At 71.2% G+C, this 13307-nt stretch carries 12 protein-coding genes; 9 read left to right on the forward strand and 3 right to left on the reverse strand.

Annotated features, from left to right (window positions below):
• The first annotated feature begins 4 nt into the window (after window positions 1-4).
• From MED15_RS11170 to MED15_RS11195, 6 genes are all read left to right on the forward strand, one after another.
• Window positions 5-2215, forward strand: coding sequence for a bifunctional glycosyltransferase/CDP-glycerol:glycerophosphate glycerophosphotransferase (locus MED15_RS11170; RefSeq protein ID WP_112735533.1), 2211 nt, complete (start codon window positions 5-7; stop codon window positions 2213-2215).
• Window positions 2216-2341: 126 nt separating this feature from the next.
• The gene (locus MED15_RS11175; protein WP_091397356.1) at window positions 2342-3640 is read left to right on the forward strand and encodes an ABC transporter ATP-binding protein; all 1299 of its coding nucleotides are present in this window, start codon (window positions 2342-2344) and stop codon (window positions 3638-3640) included.
• A 93-nt stretch (window positions 3641-3733) separates the two neighbouring features.
• Entirely contained in the window at window positions 3734-4768 is a 1035-nt protein-coding gene (locus tag MED15_RS11180) for a hypothetical protein (RefSeq protein ID WP_112735535.1), read from the forward strand.
• A gap of 61 nt (window positions 4769-4829) precedes the next feature.
• Window positions 4830-5294, forward strand: a complete 465-nt coding sequence (locus MED15_RS11185) for a DUF4442 domain-containing protein (RefSeq protein WP_112581804.1) — start codon at window positions 4830-4832, stop codon at window positions 5292-5294.
• 59 nt (window positions 5295-5353) lie between these two features.
• Window positions 5354-6157, forward strand: coding sequence for an HAD family hydrolase (locus MED15_RS11190; RefSeq protein ID WP_112735537.1), 804 nt, complete (start codon window positions 5354-5356; stop codon window positions 6155-6157).
• The gene (locus MED15_RS11195; RefSeq protein ID WP_112581802.1) at window positions 6154-8526 is read left to right on the forward strand and encodes a glycoside hydrolase family 65 protein; all 2373 of its coding nucleotides are present in this window, start codon (window positions 6154-6156) and stop codon (window positions 8524-8526) included. Before MED15_RS11190 ends, MED15_RS11195 begins: the two co-directional genes overlap by 4 nt.
• 100 nt (window positions 8527-8626) lie before the next feature.
• On the opposite strand, the gene MED15_RS11200 is transcribed toward MED15_RS11195, so the two are convergent.
• Window positions 8627-8821 carry a hypothetical protein gene (locus MED15_RS11200; RefSeq protein ID WP_091395197.1) on the reverse strand — a complete coding sequence of 65 codons (195 nt, stop codon included), beginning with the start codon at window positions 8819-8821 and terminating at the stop codon, window positions 8627-8629.
• A 190-nt stretch (window positions 8822-9011) separates the two neighbouring features.
• Between MED15_RS11200 and MED15_RS11205 the strand changes: the two genes are divergently transcribed.
• Window positions 9012-9662, forward strand: coding sequence for a dienelactone hydrolase family protein (locus tag MED15_RS11205; RefSeq protein WP_112581800.1), 651 nt, complete (start codon window positions 9012-9014; stop codon window positions 9660-9662).
• On the opposite strand, the gene MED15_RS11210 is transcribed toward MED15_RS11205, so the two are convergent.
• The gene (locus MED15_RS11210) at window positions 9663-10763 is read right to left on the reverse strand and encodes an AI-2E family transporter (protein ID WP_112581799.1); all 1101 of its coding nucleotides are present in this window, start codon (window positions 10761-10763) and stop codon (window positions 9663-9665) included. It lies immediately after the preceding gene.
• Window positions 10764-10976: 213 nt separating this feature from the next.
• Between MED15_RS11210 and MED15_RS11215 the strand changes: the two genes are divergently transcribed.
• Window positions 10977-11147, forward strand: a complete 171-nt coding sequence (locus MED15_RS11215) for an antitoxin (RefSeq protein ID WP_231393380.1) — start codon at window positions 10977-10979, stop codon at window positions 11145-11147.
• Window positions 11148-11218: 71 nt separating this feature from the next.
• Here the strand turns inward: MED15_RS11215 and MED15_RS11220 are convergent, their stop codons facing one another.
• A complete protein-coding gene (locus tag MED15_RS11220; RefSeq protein WP_112735539.1) occupies window positions 11219-11818 on the reverse strand; it encodes a hemerythrin domain-containing protein in 600 nt (199 codons plus the stop codon).
• A gap of 93 nt (window positions 11819-11911) precedes the next feature.
• Between MED15_RS11220 and MED15_RS11225 the strand changes: the two genes are divergently transcribed.
• Complete coding sequence (locus tag MED15_RS11225; RefSeq protein ID WP_225855045.1) at window positions 11912-13306, forward strand: FUSC family protein; 1395 nt, start codon at window positions 11912-11914, stop codon at window positions 13304-13306.
• The last annotated feature ends 1 nt before the right edge of the window (window position 13307 follow it).

Genomic DNA, 13307 nt, shown 5'->3' on the forward strand with positions numbered 1-13307 from the left:
CCGGATGGCTCTGATCAGCTTCGTGGTGCCGGCCTTCCGGGTGCAGGGATACCTGCGTGAATGCCTGGACTCCATCCTCGGTCAGCCGGAGACGGACATCGAGGTGATCGCCGTCGACGACTGCTCGCCGGACGCCAGCGGCGACATCATCGACGAGTACGCGGCCCGCGATCAGCGGGTCCACTCGGTCCGGCTGTCGGAGAACGTCGGCCTCGGTCCGGCCCGGAACATCGGGCTGGACCGGGCCGTCGGCGAGTACGTGTGGTTCCTCGACGGCGACGACTGGCTGGCTCCGGAGTGCCTGACCGAGGTCGCCGAACGGTTGCGGGTCACGCGCCCGGACGTCCTGCTGGTCGACCACGTCCGCACCCACTGGAACGACACCGCCACCCGCAGCGCGATGGCCGAGGTGTTTCCGGAGTCGCCGGGTCCGGGGACCTTCCGCCTGCGGGACCGGCCGCAGGCGATGCACCTGCTGCACACCGCGTGGAACCGGCTGGTCCGTCGGGAGTTCCTCGCCGACCTGGGGCTGCGCTTCGCGCCCGGCTGGTACGAGGACGTCTCGTTCAGCTACCCGGTGCTGATGGCGGCGCACCGGATCGGCGTACTCGACCGGGTCTGCGTCAACTACCGCCAACGCCGCGCCGGCGCGATCACCCGGACCCGCGGTGACCGGCACTTCGAGGTCTTCCCGCAGTGGCACCGGGTCTTCCACCTGATGGATTCGTGGGGGTCGGCGACGGAGGCCCTGCGGCCGGCGGTCTTCGAGCGGATGATCTGGCACTACCTGACAGTGCTCGGCAACGGTCAGCGGATCGCGCCGGAGCTGCGGGAGGCGTTCTTCGCGCAGATCACCGCCGACTACGAGCGCTGGCTGCCGGCCGGCGGCTATCCGGTGCCGGACGGGGTCGAGGGGATCAAGCACAAGCTGGTCGCGTCCGGCCGGTGGCGCACCTTCAGCGCGTTGCGGGCCGCCAGCCGGGTCCGCGACGCCGCCCGCCGGCGGGCCCGCACCGCGCGGCGCACTGTCGGCCCGGTCGCCCGGCGCGGTGCCCGGCTGACCCGGGACGGGCTGCTGCGCGAGTACTACCGGGCCGAGTTGCGGCGGCCGGTCGACCCGACGCTCGCGGTGTACGCGGCGTACTGGTACCGGGGTTACTCCTGCAACCCGGCGGCCATCTACGAGGTTGCCCGCCGGTTGGCGCCGGGGGTGCGCGGGGTGTGGGTGGTGCGCCGGGACCGGGTGGACACCGTGCCGGCCGGAGTGGAGTACGTGGTGGCCGGCACGCCCGCGTACTACCGGGTGCTCGCCCGCGCCCGGTGGCTGATCAACAACGTCAACTTTCCCGACTTCGTCCGCAAGCGACCGGCACAGGTGCACGTGCAGACCCACCACGGCACGCCGGTCAAGGTGATGGGGCTGGATCAGCAGCGCTACCCGATCGGCGCGGGCCGGATGGACTTCGCCGGGCTGCTACGCCGGGTGGACCGCTGGGACTACAGCGTCAGCGCCAACAGCTTCTCCACCCAGATGTGGGACCGGGCGTACCCGGCCACGTACACCACGCTGGAGGTCGGGTACCCGCGTAACGACCGCCTGGTCACCGCCAGCCCGGACGAGGTGCGCCGGCTCCGCGCGGAGTTCGGCCTCGACCCCGACGAGCAGGTCGTCCTGTACGCCCCGACGCACCGCGAGCACCTGCCCGGCTACCGGCCGCCGTTCGACCCGGACCGGTTCGTCCAGGCGCTGGGTGACTCGGGCCGGTTGCTGATGCGCAGCCACTACTTCCACGACCGTGATCGACGCCCCGGCCAGCCGAGGGACTGGGAGCGGGTTCGTGACGTCAGCGGCCATCAACGGGTCGAGGATCTTTACCTGGTGGCGGATGTGCTGGTCACCGACTACTCGTCGGCCATGTTCGACTATGCGGTGTTGGACCGGCCGATCGTGCTCTACACCCCGGACTGGGAGGCGTACCGGCTGGCCCGGGGGGTCTACTTCGATGTCACCGCCGAACCGCCGGGCGCGGTAGCCTCCACTTTCGCCGATCTGCTCGACCTGTTCCGTACCGACGGGGTGCGCTCGGACGCGGCGACCAAGGCCCGCGAGCATTTCCGGGCCCGGTTCTGCACATTGGACGACGGGCGGGCGGCGGAGCGGGTGGTGCGGCAGGTGTTCCTCGGGGAGCCGGGCGAGCGATCCACGCGCTGCTGATCGCGGTTTCTGTCGTGTAATAGCAGTGTCATCGATCGAACATGAGACGTTTACCCGATGTCACAAACCCATGATCCTGGTCACAGTCTTGTGGGGTTCGGTCGACGCGCGCTGGGGGGGACGACGGTGAGCACCGTCACGCTCAAGGATGTGACCAAGGTTTTCCGGGATGGCACGCTGGCCGTCGACAGCATCAATCTGGATGTGAACGACGGCGAGTTCATGGTGCTGCTTGGGCCGTCCGGGTGCGGCAAGTCGACAGTGCTGCGGATGATCGCCGGGTTGGAGGAGCCGACCACCGGTGCGGTCATGCTCGACGGGGAGGTGGCGAACGACCTGCCCCCACGGGACCGCAGGATCGCCATGGTCTTCCAGGACTTCGCCCTCTACCCGCACATGACCGTTGGCGACAACATCGCGTTTCCGCTGCGGCTGGCCGGGGTCGAGCCCGAGCCGCGTGGCGAGCGGGTCAGCGACGTGGCGAGCGCGCTGGGCATCGGTGACGTGCTGGCCCGCAAGCCGGGTCAGCTCTCCGGCGGGCAGCGGCAGCGGGTCGCGATGGGGCGCGCGATCGTCCGCCGGCCCGGCCTGTTCCTGATGGACGAGCCGTTGTCCAACCTGGACAGCGGCCTGCGGGCCGAGTTGCGTGCGGAGATCTCCGGCCTGACCCGCGAGCTGGGCGTCACCACTGTCTACGTCACGCACGACCAGGCCGAGGCGCTCACCATGGCCGACCGGGTGGCCATCATGCGCCGCGGCGTGCTCCAGGACGTGGGCACACCGACCCAGGTGTACGGCCGGCCGGCGACGCTCTACGTGGCGGCGTTCCTGGGCAGCCCACGGATGAACCTGCTGGAGGCGTCGGTCTACGTCCATCTCGACCGGTACGTCACGCTCAACCTCGGTGACCAGTCGCTCTACCTGCCCTGGAACGACATCCGCAGTCGGGCGGTGGCGCACTACCACGGTGAGCGGATCGTGGTCGGTATGCGGGCCGAGGCGCTCACCCCGGTCGCTCCGGACAGCCCCGGCGACGTGCTGCGCGGGCGGATCCGCTACCTGGAGCACCACGGGCACGAGTCGTTGGCGTTCCTCGACATCGGCGCGACAGCGATCGTGGTGGACGAGATGGGTGCCCCGCTCGAACCGCCGCCGGTCGGCCAGCGCGGTCTGCGCCGCTTCGGCTCGGTGATGCAGCGGCTCACCGGCAAGCCGGTTGAGGCGCAGGAGGCACCGGCCAGTGGCGTCCAGACCAGCGTGCTGCCCGATCCGGGCCGGCACCACCGTCGCCCGGCGGAGCTGGCGGTACGGCTGGCGCCGTACCCGGCGGTCAGCGCCGGTCACCCGCTCGCCGTCTCGGTACGGATGGACGCGCTGCACTTCTTCGACGAGCGCGGCGACCGGATCGACGTGGGTTGGCGCTGACGACGTGCCCGGACGGGGTGGCGGGCCCGCCACCCGGTGCCCTACCGTCTGCCCACCAGTCCACAGTGAAAGACCACCGAGAGGGGTGCACCCGTGTCGGGTGACCGTCCCAGCCCGCTCGTCATCGAGCGCATCCTGCGAGATCGCGAGAGCATCTGGCAGCAGATCGTTGCCGAGCGTGACCTCAACGCCCTGACCGGGCGGATGCTGACCAGCTCCGCCATCGCGTTGGCCTGCTACGGGGCGGTGCTGGGCTTCTTCCACAGCCCACTGATGGCGCTGACCTCGGCGCTGAAGCTGCCGCTGCTGTTCCTGGTCACCCTGGTCATCTGCCTGCCCACGCTCTACCTGTTCAACCTGGTCTTCGGCGCCCGGCTCTCGGTGCGGCAGTCGTTGGCGCTGGTGATGGTGGCGATCACCGTCACCTCGATGCTCGCTGTGGCGTTCGCGCCGATCAGCCTCTTCTTCCTGATCACCGCCAACGACTACGGGTTCTTCAAGCTGCTCAACGTGTCGATCCTGACCCTGTCGGCGCTGGTCGGGTTGCGCTTCCTGACCAGCGGGATGCAGGTGCTCAACGACCACGGCCTGCTCGCGCCCGAGGCCGCCAACGCCACTGTCGACGGGCAGGCCGGCGCCCCGGCGCCGGTCCAGGCCGTGCCGGCCGCGGTGCCCGCCGGGCCGACGCCGGCTGCCGCGCCGGTCGCGGGTCAGAGCGCCGAGCCGGTCGCCGTGCCGGCCGGGGCCGCCGTGGCCGAGTCGACTGCTAATGGTGCCGTGACCACCGCGACGGCGCCGGCCCAGGTTCCGCCCCAGGTTCCGGCCCAGGTTCCGACGCAGTGGGCCGGGCAGCCGGCCGGCACCTCGTTCCCGCCCGGCATGCTGCCGCCCGGCTACGTGGCGCAACGCCCGTGGGACGGCCGTACGGTCCGACGCGGGGAGCCGACGCAGCGTCCGGCCAGCATGACCCTGCTCTACATCTGGATCCTGCTCTTCGGTTTTGTCGGCACCCAGCTGGCCTGGACGCTGCGGCCGTTCTTTGGCGACCCGGGGCAGGATTTCTCCTTCTTCCGCAGCATCGACGGCAACTTCTATGCGGAGATCCTGCGGATCATCGGCAACCTCTGACCGTGCCCCGGCGGCAGAGTCGCTGGTTGCCGGCCTGGTTACCGGTTAGTAACGTCAGGCCATGACTATCGACTCCCGCCAGGTGGCGGCCGGCATGCTGGAAGCGGTGCCGTTCGCTCGTACGCTCGGTATCGAGTTCGTCGAGGTGGCACCCGAGGCGGAGGGCGGCGTGCGGGCAGTCGTCCGGCTGCCCGACTCGCCGGCCACCCACAACCACATCGGGGGCCCGCACGCCGGCGCCATGTTCACCCTCGGCGAGACGGCCTCCGGCGCGGTAGTGCTGGCCGCCTTCGGGCAGTTGCTCGACCGGGCCGTGCCGTTGGCCGTCCGGGCCGAGATCGCCTACCGGAAACTCGCCATGGGTCCGGTGCTGGCCACCGCGCGACTCGGCCGGCCGGCGGCCGAGGTGACCGAGGAGCTGGCCGCCGGTCGGCGCCCGGAATTCCCCGTCGCGGTCCAGATCGCCACCGAGGACGGCAAGCCGACCTCGGAGATGACAGTGATCTGGACGCTGCGACCGAACTGAAACGCCCCATGGCGGCCGAAACGGGTTTGCGGACCCAGCAGGGTGGATAGATTCGTACCGTGCTGGGCCTACCTGCTCACGTGACCGCCTGTCTCTTCGATCTGGACGGTGTGCTGACGCAGACCGCCCGCGTACACAACGCTGCCTGGACGCAGACGTTCGACGAGTTTCTCCGCCAGCGCGCCACGGTCTCCGGCGAACCGTTCCAACCGTTCGATCCGGGCCCGGACTACAACCGCTATGTCGACGGCCGCCCCCGGGCCGACGGCGTCCGGTCGTTCCTCGCCTCCCGCGGGATCGTGCTGCCCGAGGGCAGCCCGGACGACCCGCCGGAGGCGGAGACCGTCAACGGCCTGGGCAACCGCAAGAACGTCTTGCTGCTGCACCGTCTGCGTACCGACGGCGTCGAGGTCTACCCGGGCTCCGTGCGGTACCTGAAGGCGGCGACCGCCGCCGGGCTCCGCCGAGCCGTGGTCACCGCCAGCGCGAACGGGGGCGAGGTGGTCGCCGTCGCCGGATTCGAGCCGCTGCTGGAGGCCCGGGTGGACGGGCTGGTCGCCCGTGCGCAGGGGCTGCGCGGCAAACCACACCCCGACACGTTCCTCGCCGGGGCCAGGGTGCTCGGAGTCGAGCCGACGCAGGCCGCCGTCTTCGAGGACGCGCTCTCCGGGGTGGCCGCCGGCCGCGCCGGTGGCTTCGGCTACGTGGTCGGCGTCGACCGGGTCGGGCAGGCCGACGAGTTGCTCGCCCACGGCGCCGACGTCGTGGTGACGGACCTGGCCGACCTTCTCGACCGCGCGGACCCACCGGCGCCGAACCGCACCGCTACCGACCCGCTCGCCGCCGAACGAGGCTCCGGATGATTCGGGAGCGCGCCTATCCGGTGGAGCCGTGGCACGTCCGCGAGACCCGGCTGGACATGGACGTGCTGGCCCAGTCGGAGTCGGTCTTCGCGCTCTCCAACGGGCACGTCGGCCTGCGGGGCAACCTCGATGAGGGCGAACCGCACGGCCTGCCCGGCACCTACCTCAACTCGTTCTACGAACTGCGTCCGTTGCCGTACGCGGAGGCGGGCTACGGCTTCCCCGAGTCCGGGCAGACCATCGTCAACGTCACCAACGGCAAACTGATCCGGCTGCTGGTCGACGACGAACCGCTCGACGTGCGTTACGGCGAGCTGATCGCCCACGAGCGGATCCTCGACCTGCGGGCCGGCACGCTGCACCGGGAGCTGCACTGGCGCTCGCCCGCCGGCCGGGAGGTCAAGGTCCGCAGCACCCGTCTCGTCTCGTTCACCCAGCGGTCCGTGGCCGCCATCAGCTACGAGGTGGAGGCCGTCGACGGCCCGCTGCGACTGATCGTGCAGTCCGAGTTGGTGGCGAACGAGTCGCTGCCCGCGCAGAGCAAGGACCCCCGGGTCGCGGCGGTGCTGGAGTCGCCGCTCCAGGCCGAGGAGGAGCTGACCACCCCCGACGGCGGCCAGCTGATCCACCGCACCAAGGTCTCCGGTCTGCGGGTCGCCGCCGCCATGGAGCACGAGGTGCACGGCCCGGACCACACCACCATCGAGTCCGAGGGATACCAGGACTGGGTGCGTACCACCATCGCCTGCGTGCTCCAGCCCGGCGAGAAGCTGCGGGTGATCAAGTATCTGACGTACAGCTGGTCGAGTCGCCGGTCGTTGCCGGCTCTGCGCGACCAGGTCGGCGCGGCACTGGCTGGTGCCCGGCTCGACGGATGGGACGGGCTGCACCGGGAGCAGCGCAACTACCTCGACGCGTTCTGGGACGCCTCCGACGTGCTGGTCGAGGGCGACCCGGAGGTGCAGCAGGCGGTCCGGTTCGGGCTCTTCCACGTGTTGCAGGCAGGCGCGCGGGCCGAGCAGCGGCCGATCTCGGCGAAGGGGCTGACCGGCCCCGGCTACGACGGTCACGCCTTCTGGGACACCGAGATGTTCGTCCTGCCGGTGCTCACGTACACCCAGCCGAGCGCGGTGCGCAGCGCGTTGCAGTGGCGACACAGCACGCTGGATTCGGCGCGGGAACGTGCCGAGACGCTCAACCTCCGGGGTGCCGCCTTTCCCTGGCGGACCATCGAGGGCCCGGAATCATCCGGATACTGGCCGGCCGGTACGGCAGCGTTCCACATCGCCGCCGACATCGCCGACGCCGTGCGCCGCTACGTGATGGTCACCGGGGACACCCAGTCGGAACGGGAGATCGGGCTGGAGCTGCTGGTGGAGACCGCCCGGCTGTGGCGCTCGATCGGCCACCACGACCGGCACGGGCAGTTCCACATCGATGGTGTCACCGGCCCGGACGAGTACACCGCCGTGAAGAACGACAACGTCTACACCAACCTGATGGCGCAGCGGAACCTGCTCGCCGCCGCCGACGTGGTCATGCGCTACCGGGACGAGGCGTTCCACCTCGGCGTCACCGACGAGGAGGCCGCGAGCTGGCGGGACGCCGCCACCTCCATGCACGTCCCGTACGACGAGGAGCTCGAGGTCCACCAGCAGGTGGAGGGCTTCACCCGACTCCAGGAATGGGACTTCACCCACACACCGGCGGAGAAGTACCCGTTGCTGCTGCACTACCCGTACTTCGAGCTGTACCGCAAGCAGGTGGTGAAGCAGGCCGACCTGGTCCTCGCCATGCACTGGCGGGGGGACGCCTTCACCCCCGAGGAGAAGGTGCGCAACTTCCTCTACTACGAGCGCCGCACCGTACGCGACTCGTCGTTGTCGGCCTGCACCCAGTCGGTCCTCGCCGCCGAGGTGGGCCACCCCGAACTCGCGCACACCTACCTCCGCGAGGCCGCGCTGATGGACCTGCACGACCTCAACGAGAACACCCGCGACGGCGTACACATGGCGTCGTTGGCCGGCGCGTGGCTCGCCCTGGTCAGCGGGTTCGGCGGTCTCCGGGACCACGACGGCGAACTGTCCTTCGCCCCCCGGCTCTCCAGCCGACTCAACCGGTTGGAGTTCTCGCTCCAGTGGCGCGGGCTGGCACTGCGGGTGGATGTCCGGCCGCACCAGACGACGTATTCGCTGCGCCACGGCGGCCCTGACGACGTGGTGGAGCTGCGCCACCACGACCAGATGCTGCGGGTGACCTGCGACGAGCCGGTGACGGTGCCGGTGCCGCCGGCCGAGCCGTCCGGTCCACCGCCCGAGCAACCACCCGGCCGGTCTCCGCTGCTGCGGTTGCCCGAGCGCGAACAGTGACGGGCGGGGCGGGAATCTTCCCGCCCCCCCGTCCCGCGCCTGTGGGTCAGACCGGCTCGCCGGTCGGAGTTCGTCAGACCGGCTCGCCGGTCCGAGTTTGTCAGACCGGCTCGCCGGTCGACGGACGCCCGATCGCGTCCCGGGGCGCCGCCGCCTTCGGGTCGTCGGGCAGCCGGGCCGAAGCGGCCTGGTCTCCGAAATCCTGGTCCCCGACGTCCTGGTTGCGCTCGGCGTCCTGTTCACGCTGGGTTCGCTCGGTCAGCTGCTGCTGCCGGGAAATCTGCTGCTTGGCCATGGCGATCCTCGCGATCCGTCGGGGCGCGGCTGCGCCGACACGGTCTGCGGTCGCTCGTCGCGTACCCGGCGCCCCAGCGGGCAAACGCGGCCCGGCGGCGGGCCCACGGCCCGGGGTGACGCCGTCGCGGCGTGCGTGCCCGGCGGCGGGCGGGGTACCCGGACCACCGGCGAGTAACCGGAGGTGAGGTATGGACGAGCAGCGCAGCGTGACCATTCCGATCGGGGACGCCCAACTCCCCGCCGACCTGACGTTGCCCGCCCAGCCGGTCGGCGTGGTGCTGTTCGCGCACGGCAGCGGCAGTTCCCGGCACAGCCCGCGCAACGTGGCGGTGGCCCGGACGCTGAACGGCCGTGGGCTGGGCACGGTGCTGGCGGACCTGCTCACCCCGGCCGAGGACGAGGTGGACGCCCGAACAGCCGAACTGCGCTTCGACATCGGGCTGCTGGCCAGCCGGCTGGCCGGGATCGTCGACTGGCTGGCCGTCGAGCGTCCTGCCGGCGATGTGCCGATCGGTCTGTTCGGGGCCAGCACGGGTGCTGCCGCCGCCCTGGTCGCGGCGTCGTCCCGCGCCGATCGGGTGGCCGCCGTGGTCAGCCGGGGTGGTCGGCCGGACCTGGCCGGGAACGCCCTGGCCCAGGTGCGTACCCCGACGTTGCTCCTGGTCGGCGGGCTGGACGAAGAGGTGATCACCCTCAACGAGCGGGCGCTGGCCGAGCTGGGGGAGGTCGGCGAGCTGCGGGTGATCCCCGGCGCCACCCACCTCTTCGAGGAGCCCGGCACCCTGGAGCAGGTCGCCGATCAGGCCGGCACCTGGTTCACCACGCACCTCGGTCGGTGATCATTCTGAGGGCAGGAGAGCCGAGGCCGAGCGGCGCTGCTGGACGGTGTCGATGACGCGCCAGAGGACGGCGGTGATCGGGACGCTGACGAAGGCGCCAGCGATGCCCGCGATCAGCGTGCCCGCGGTGACCGCCACCAGGATCACCGCCGGATGCAGTCGGACCTGACGCTTCATGACCAGCGGCTCCAGCAGGTTGCCTTCAATCTGCTGCACGGCGATCACCGCCGCGAGGGTGAGCAGCGCGGTGGTGGGACCGTTCGCGGCCAGCGCCACCAGCACCGCCACCGCGCCGGCCACCGTCGCCCCGATGATCGGCACGAACCCGCCGAGGAACGTGATCAACGCCAGCGGCAGTGCGAGTGGCACCCTCAGCACCACGAGAGCCAGCCCGATGCCCAGCGCGTCGATCGCGGCGATGAACATGGTGCCCCGGCTGTACGCGCCCAACGTCTGCCAACCGTTGCGGCCGGCCTCGGCCAGCACTGGTTGGTTCGGGCCGGAGACCCGGGACAGCACCCAGTGCCACATGGACCGGCCGTCCTTGAGCAGGAAGAAGAGCAGCACCAGAGCCAGCAGCGCGGAGCCGAACACCTCGGTGGCGGTCCGGGCACCGGCCACCGGGTCCGGAGAGCTGCCACTGAGCCCCTCCCGGGCCTGGTCGACCAGCCGGTCCAGCTGTGCCTCGCTGACCGGCAGGGTGGACGTCACGAAGTCCCGGCTGCGTTCGACGCCCTGCGTCAGCTCCTGGCTGAGCTGATCGAACTGGCTGGCGGTCAGATTCCACACCAGGGCGCCGACGCCGACCAGGATGCCGAGCAGCAGCAGTACGGTGCAGAGCGCGGCCAGCGCCGCCGGCAGGCGCAACCGGCGCAGCAGCAGCAGGACCGGGTCGAGCAGCGCGGTGAGGAAGATGGTGGCGGCCAGCGCGATGGCCAGCGGCGCCAACAGGACGGCGATCCGGCCGAGCAGGTAGAGCCCCGCGGCGATCACCACCAGGCAGGCGCTCCACAACACAGCGGTTCGGACCAGCCACGGCAGCGCCGCCCAGGTCTGGCGCGGCCCGGGGCTGGCTGTCGGTCCGGGTTCCTCTGTGGCCATGTCGGTCCTCCTCGATGTCGACGAGGTCGGTACCCGGTCGGTCGTGCCCCGACACCCGAATCGCTGGCCGTTGCCCGCGCGGATCGTACGTCGGCCGGAGTGACGTGGGTGGGTGTTCGCGAATCACATCCGAAGCGGCGGCGTTTGCGTGGTCCGGCCGAGGGAACGCGAAGGGGACGGACCGGACTGAGGAGGAACGCCGTGGGTGACTTCATGGACAAGGCCAAGGACTTCGCGGACAAGCATGACAAGCAGGTCGACCAGGGTGCGGAGAAGGCCGGCGACATGGCCGACAAGCGCACCGGCGGCAAGTACGGCGATCAGATCGACAAGGGCGTGGACCAGGCCCAGGCGCGCACCGGTGAGGGCGACCAGGTCCGCTGACCCAGCGTGCTCCTCCCGGGCCGCCGCGCCGTCGGCGACCCGGGAGTGCCGGGTCGCCGATGATGCGCGGATCAGCGCTTGTCGCGTAGCTCGTCCACTGAGGTGGGTCGGCCGCTCAACGCGTCGCGCAACCGGTCGACCAGACCGATGCCGGGGGCGAGCAGCTTGTTCATCGGCGGATGCTCCGGGCTTCCCGGATGCGGACGGGTCGGCCCGATCTTCTTGATCGCCGTCACCCGGGCGGCCGCCTCGACCAGCTCCTCCCGGGCCGTCGCCGCGCGCAGCCGGGGAAAGAGCTCCTTCTCCTCTTCCGCCACGTGGTGTCGGACGGTGCTGGTCAGCTGGGCGAGCAGCTTGTCGAAGCGGGGGTCGGACGGGTCGGCTGACTCCAACGCCTTCATGGTCCGCTCGGCGTCGGCGTGCTCCGCGATCTCCCGGTCGGCGATCTCGTCGCCGTCGGGCAGCACCTTTCGGGCGATCGGATACACGTACGCCTCCTCGGCCACCGAGTGGCGGACGAGTTCGGCGATCACCACGTCGGCGAGGCGCCGGCGGTGCTCGGGGGTGCCCTGCCGGGTCGCCAACTCGACGAGAACTGCCTCGATCTCACGATGATCGGAGACCAGGATGTCGACGGCATCGTGGTCGTCATCGGTCGGTGGATTGGTCATGTCACGGCCCCTTACCGGTTGCGGATCGGTGGGAGGTGTGTGGCTCTGGTACCCCCACGGGGCTGCACGAACCCATGGTTGACGATGTGTTCCATGGGGCCTGTGGTGCCTGCGGTGGCGCTGCTGCCGAGCCTCGGCGATTGCCCGGCCGCCGCCGGGGTAACCGCCGCCATGGCCGACGACCGCCCACCCGCCGACCGCGATCAGTCGCGGCTCGACGAGACCGCCGAGCGGACGGTCCGGCGGGTGCGGCACCGTGGTGGGCAGGCCGGCCGGATCAGGGCCCGGCAGTGGGAGGTCACCCTGGTGATCTCCATCCAGGCCGGGCTGGCCGCGGCCATCGCCGCCCTGCTCGCCAAGAATCTGCTCGGCCAGGGATCGCACGTCTTCGCACCCGCCGCCGCCGTCGGTACGATCGCCACCGCCATCGGGCAGCGGGCCCGCCGGACCTTCGAACTGTTGGGCGGCGTGGCCCTGGGCATCATCATCGGGGACACGCTGCGATTCCTGCTCGGCTCGGGCCCGTGGCAGACCGGCGTGGTGGTCGCGCTGGCAATCGCCGCCGCGTTGCTGGTTGCCGGGAAGGGTGGCCCGCTGGTCGGTCAGGCCGGTGGTACCGCCGTGCTGATCGCAACGCTGGCCCCGATGGAACGTGGCCTGGAGGTGCCCCGGATCTTCGACGCGCTCGTCGGTGGGGCGGTCGGCCTGGTGGTGGTCGCGCTGTTGTTGCCGATCAACCCGATGCGGGTGCTGGACCGTGCCGCGGCACCGATCTTCACGATCCTCTGCGAGCAACTCGCCGAGCTGGCGCGGGCGCTGCGCGAGCGCGACGGCGCCGGGACCATGGCCGTCCTGGAGCGGCTCCGCGGCACCGAGGACGACCTGGGCCGGTTGCACGACGCGCTCAGCGGCGCCGAGGAGGTGGTGACGATCGCCCCGGTGCGCTGGCACCGTCGGCAGCAGTACCACCGTTACGCCCGCAGCGCCGGCCACCTGGAACGGCTGCTGCTGGACACCCGCGCCATGGCCCGTTGGTCGACCACCGCGTTGCAGTACGACGAGCCGATTCCGCCGGAGCTGCCGGGTGCGATGGGCCGGTTGGGTCAGGCGGTGGCGGAGATGCGGGTGGAGTGCAGGGTCGGTGACGACCCCCGGCGTACCCGCCGGTTGGTCGAGGAGTGCGCAGAATTGGCCGGGCGGGCCTCCGCGACCGGCGTCAAGTCGTTCGGCGAATCCCTCGTCACCGGACTGCGTACCGCGGCCAGCGACCTGCTCCGGGCCGCCGGCTCCGAACCCGAAGACGCCAACCGGATCGTGCGCCGGGCGGCCGGAGCAGGCGAGGCGGAGATCCACCCGCCGGTCCGCCGACAACTGCACCGGGCCCAACCGACGCGGGCCGCCCGAGCCCGTCGACGCGCCCACCTCGCCGCCCGGGCCCGTAACGACGGTCGGGCCGGCCTCCCCGCACGGGAGAGGCCGGCCCGGTGAA

This window comes from Micromonospora noduli (assembly GCF_003264475.1).
GTDB lineage: Bacteria > Actinomycetota > Actinomycetes > Mycobacteriales > Micromonosporaceae > Micromonospora > Micromonospora noduli.